This is a genomic window from Moorena sp. SIO3B2 (assembly GCF_010692525.1).
In the GTDB taxonomy this organism is placed as follows: Bacteria; Cyanobacteriota; Cyanobacteriia; order Cyanobacteriales; family Coleofasciculaceae; genus Moorena; species Moorena producens.
The window spans coordinates 1-3,587 of sequence record NZ_JAAHHE010000520.1; the positions used below are offsets into that span (position 1 = coordinate 1).

The window sequence follows — 3,587 nt, forward strand, 5'->3', positions numbered from 1 at the left end:
GAACTCTTTGAGTTTACTCCGCCCTTAGTTATTTGGGCGGAAGGGAGAGAAACTAGATCGATTTCCGGACTCCCCCCTTAATAAGGGGGGCAGGGGGGGATCGAGTTAGGAAAGGGAACTCTTTGAGTTTACTCCGCCCTTTGGTTATTTGGGCGGAAGGGGCACAAACTAGATCGATTTCCGGACTCCCCCCTTAATAAGGGGGGCAGGGGGGGATCGCACTAGAAAATGGTATAAAAAGCGCGATTCCACTCCCCCAATCTAACTCTATTATCCTAATCCCTAAAAAAATTTGATACTCACCAAAGAGCCGCAACTTATTGAATTTTGAAACAGCTCTAGGTTGTGCTAGGGGGAAGCTCACTGCTGATCCGATCGCACACTGCTTCAAAATTATGCAATACTTCATCATTGGTAAATCGAATTACTTTTAATCCATAACCTTCAAGAATGTGAGTTCTTTCTTCGTCATAAGCTTGGCCAGATTCTGTATAATGAGAATCCCCATCAACTTCAATAACTAATTTTAAAGCAGCACAATAAAAGTCAACAATAAAATTCGCTATTGGTCTTTGTCGCAAGACTCTAAACTGAAAATTTTTCAAATAGCAAGACCACAGCTTTTTCTCGACTGGGGTCATAGTTTTCCTTAATCCTCTAGCTCTGCTTACTAACTTGTAATTATAAGGAAGATGGAATTGTCTTTGTTGGCGATCGCACATTTAAAACTAATCGATTTTGTGGTTTTTTGCATGGGTTTAGATCCCCCATTATCCCCCTTAATAAGGGGGACTTTCTAGATCGATTTTCCGACTTTACCCAATGATCACAGCGGGCTGGGAGGATCGAGCTTTTCGGATCTGCTTCCGGGTTTAGATCCCCCATTATCCCCCTTAATAAGGGGGACTTTCTAGATCGATTTTCCGACTTTACCCCTTGGTAAAGAAATGCTATGGAAAGCGATGGTATGTAGGAGGCACTACGGGAAAGGACTCCCCCAATCTAACACCATTACTCTAATTCATAATCCCTAATTCATAATCCCTAAAAAAAGGCGATGATATCAGCCGCTAAGCGATCGCATGATTACGGTCTCAATTTTAATGCGATCGCTATTTTTAATTAACCAAAAAAAACAAAAAAAAACTAATCAAAAATTTGATATTTATACCCACTTTATAAAAAAAAATGAAAAATACTTGACAAAATAAATAATTATTTATTACCATAAAAATGTCGCCAATACAACACAAAAAAACATTATGGACATCGAAAACTTTCTCCCAAATTTTGAGTATAATCCCAACAATCCTAATCTCCCTGAATTATTTGGCCAACCCCAGCCAGGACGGGAGCAAATCAAACATATATTGATCGGTTCTCCCAAAACCGTGCGGGTCACAATCTATAATCTTTATAGCCGTGGCTACGCCCAAGTTCATGAGTGGAGCACTCCTCAACCTACCGGAAATCCTGGTGAGGTGATCAGTATTTTGATTCGACATCTGTCGGTAGATTAAGATAGCAACTTGCCAGGGATTTGCATCCCTGGCTACAGGTCAAAACTCAGGAGAAATTACGAAGTCTGAAGTCTAAGACCTAAGTTTGTATGTTGTTGATTTGGTGAACACATAGTCAAGGACTCTAGGGTTGTTGACTATTACAAAAAATAATTCGGTCAAGCATTGGAATTAACCAAAACTTGACCGAATTTTTTTGTTGAGGGAACAGGGAACAGGGAACAGGGAACAGGGAGTAGGGAATCGGGAATCGGGAATCGGGAATCGGGAATCGGGCAGTTGCGTAGGGTGTGTTAGGGGCGGGCTTGTCCTCATGTTCAACCTCTTCGCCCCTGAAGTCGCCCCGTAACGCACCACCCAAGGATCCGCTCTGACCGCCTCGTAGCCATTCTTGGGACAGCCCGCCCGGAAATGAAACGGGCAAGATGCCCATTCCACCCCTGATACCTATTCCACCCTTAATACATTGTAAACACTTAATACATTTTACACCCCTGCTGCCCATTCCACCCACCGGATCAAAGTTAATTGCATCGCTGCAATAGTTTTTTCTAACCTCCCACATCAACTACATAGCCCATATCACCCGTTATAACAATGCAATAGTTTTTCTGACCTTCCACGCTTACAACCCTTTGCACCCTCTCCACTCCCTTGCATCTTCTAAAACATCGTGTTAAGATAACAATATCGTTAAAGCAATGGTTTTACCGCCATGATGATTTCTACCGCACAAGCTGCTGAATTACTAGGTATCTCTGCCACTCGCGTCCGTTTCCTGTTGAGCAAGGGCAGAGTTAAAGGAGCTTATAAAGTCGGTAGAACTTGGGTGATTCCTTTATTTGATGGCATGCCCGTGGTTACCCCTGGTACTCGCGGACCGAAGCGGAATTGGTCAAAGCGTACAAATTACACGAAGGCCGTCATCCACGTTAATCAGAAAGTGATTCGCCAAAATCACAACAGCGGCGAACGCAATCCAGTGATTACGGTAAAACGAGGCTCTAACAATACTTACGGTCATACTGTCGAAGTCAATGGCCCTTGTCGGGTCATGTATCGCCCAGATGATCCCCTAAAGTGTGGAGCACGGGTATGGATTGAGACGATTTCTGATTTTAAGGTAATCGCTTAAGCGGTCAGTGGTCAGTGGTCAGTGGTCAGTGGTCAGTGGTCAGCGGTTAGCGGTCAGCGGTCAGCCATCAGTGGTCAGCCATCAGTGGTCAGCTTATTTTATTCAAAAGCTGTTCGGTGTAGCTTAGCCTACGGCCAATAGCCGATAACTGATAGCTGATAGCTGCTAACTGATAGCTGATAGCTGATAGCTGATAGGTTCATGTAGGGTGGGCAGTGCAGCAGACAGATAATGAAGCTTGCAAACCACGTTGGTAGGCACTGCCCACCCTACTGATAGGTTCATGTAGGGTGGGCAGTGCAGCAGACAGATAATGAAGCTTGCAAACCACGTTGGTAGGCACTGCCCACCCTACGATTAATGACTGATAGTAGGCACTGCCCACCCTACTGATAGGTTCATGTAGGGTGGGCAGTGCAGCAGACAGATAATGAAGCTTGCAAACCACGTTGGTAGGCACTGCCCACCCTACGATTAATGACTGATAGCTTATAGGTAATAACTGATAGCTGATAGCTGATAGCTTATGCACTTGATATTAATGCAGAGAGTTGTGGTCAGTTAGTAGTTTTTCAACTCTAGCTTCTTCAACTTTCGAAGTTAATTTTTTGGATTCATGGATATCTCTTGTAGTTTTCGCGATGTTGATGCTAGAGCCAACAGAGAAAAGTAAACCGATACCTAAATAGCCTTTGATCCAGTTATCTGCTGGCAAATTCGCAATGCCAATAGTCATGGCAAAAACAGAAATAACAAAAGACGCCCAAGACTGAATTATCCAACCTGTACTATGGGTTTGGTTACCAAATCGTTCTTGCATTTTACTCAACCTTTAAGTGCAATAATGTTAATCAATTTAATTTTGATGATACAAAGCATATTGTCTGGTAAGTTGAGAGCAAGGACGGTTTTTGGATCTGCATACTAGAGTA

Annotated in this window: 6 protein-coding genes; 2 read left to right on the forward strand and 4 right to left on the reverse strand. The window is 43.3% G+C overall.

From position 1 onward, the window contains the following. Positions 1-338: 338 nt before the first annotated feature. The gene (locus F6K38_RS37275; protein WP_008186627.1) at positions 339-722 is read right to left on the reverse strand and encodes an endonuclease domain-containing protein; all 384 of its coding nucleotides are present in this window, start codon (positions 720-722) and stop codon (positions 339-341) included. Positions 723-1,262: 540 nt separating this feature from the next. Here F6K38_RS37275 and F6K38_RS37280 point away from each other — a divergent pair. Further along, a complete protein-coding gene (locus F6K38_RS37280; RefSeq protein ID WP_071106252.1) occupies positions 1,263-1,520 on the forward strand; it encodes a hypothetical protein in 258 nt (85 codons plus the stop codon). Positions 1,521-1,691: 171 nt separating this feature from the next. On the opposite strand, the gene F6K38_RS37285 is transcribed toward F6K38_RS37280, so the two are convergent. Further along, entirely contained in the window at positions 1,692-1,958 is a 267-nt protein-coding gene (locus F6K38_RS37285; protein WP_287250309.1) for a hypothetical protein, read from the reverse strand. Between the two features lie 277 nt (positions 1,959-2,235). Here F6K38_RS37285 and F6K38_RS37290 point away from each other — a divergent pair, with 277 nt between their 5' ends. Continuing rightward, positions 2,236-2,655, forward strand: a complete 420-nt coding sequence (locus F6K38_RS37290; RefSeq protein ID WP_008188178.1) for a helix-turn-helix domain-containing protein — start codon at positions 2,236-2,238, stop codon at positions 2,653-2,655. 199 nt (positions 2,656-2,854) lie between these two features. On the opposite strand, the gene F6K38_RS37295 is transcribed toward F6K38_RS37290, so the two are convergent. Together F6K38_RS37295 and F6K38_RS37300 are read right to left on the reverse strand one after the other, a co-directional pair. Further along, the gene (locus tag F6K38_RS37295) at positions 2,855-3,115 is read right to left on the reverse strand and encodes a hypothetical protein (RefSeq protein ID WP_287263792.1); all 261 of its coding nucleotides are present in this window, start codon (positions 3,113-3,115) and stop codon (positions 2,855-2,857) included. A 78-nt stretch (positions 3,116-3,193) separates the two neighbouring features. Beyond that, positions 3,194-3,475 (reverse strand): YiaA/YiaB family inner membrane protein, encoded by a 282-nt coding sequence (locus tag F6K38_RS37300; protein ID WP_008188176.1) that lies wholly within the window; start codon positions 3,473-3,475, stop codon positions 3,194-3,196. Positions 3,476-3,587 lie beyond the last annotated feature (112 nt).

Bases quoted from the DNA above. Each gene is read 5' to 3' on its own strand.
- F6K38_RS37275 (WP_008186627.1), bottom strand. From the start codon at position 722: ATGTGCGATCGCCAACAAAGACAATTCCATCTTCCTTATAATTACAAG.
- F6K38_RS37280 (WP_071106252.1), top strand. From the start codon at position 1,263: ATGGACATCGAAAACTTTCTCCCAAATTTTGAGTATAATCCCAACAAT.
- F6K38_RS37290 (WP_008188178.1), top strand. From the start codon at position 2,236: ATGATGATTTCTACCGCACAAGCTGCTGAATTACTAGGTATCTCTGCC.
- F6K38_RS37300 (WP_008188176.1), bottom strand. From the start codon at position 3,475: ATGCAAGAACGATTTGGTAACCAAACCCATAGTACAGGTTGGATAATT.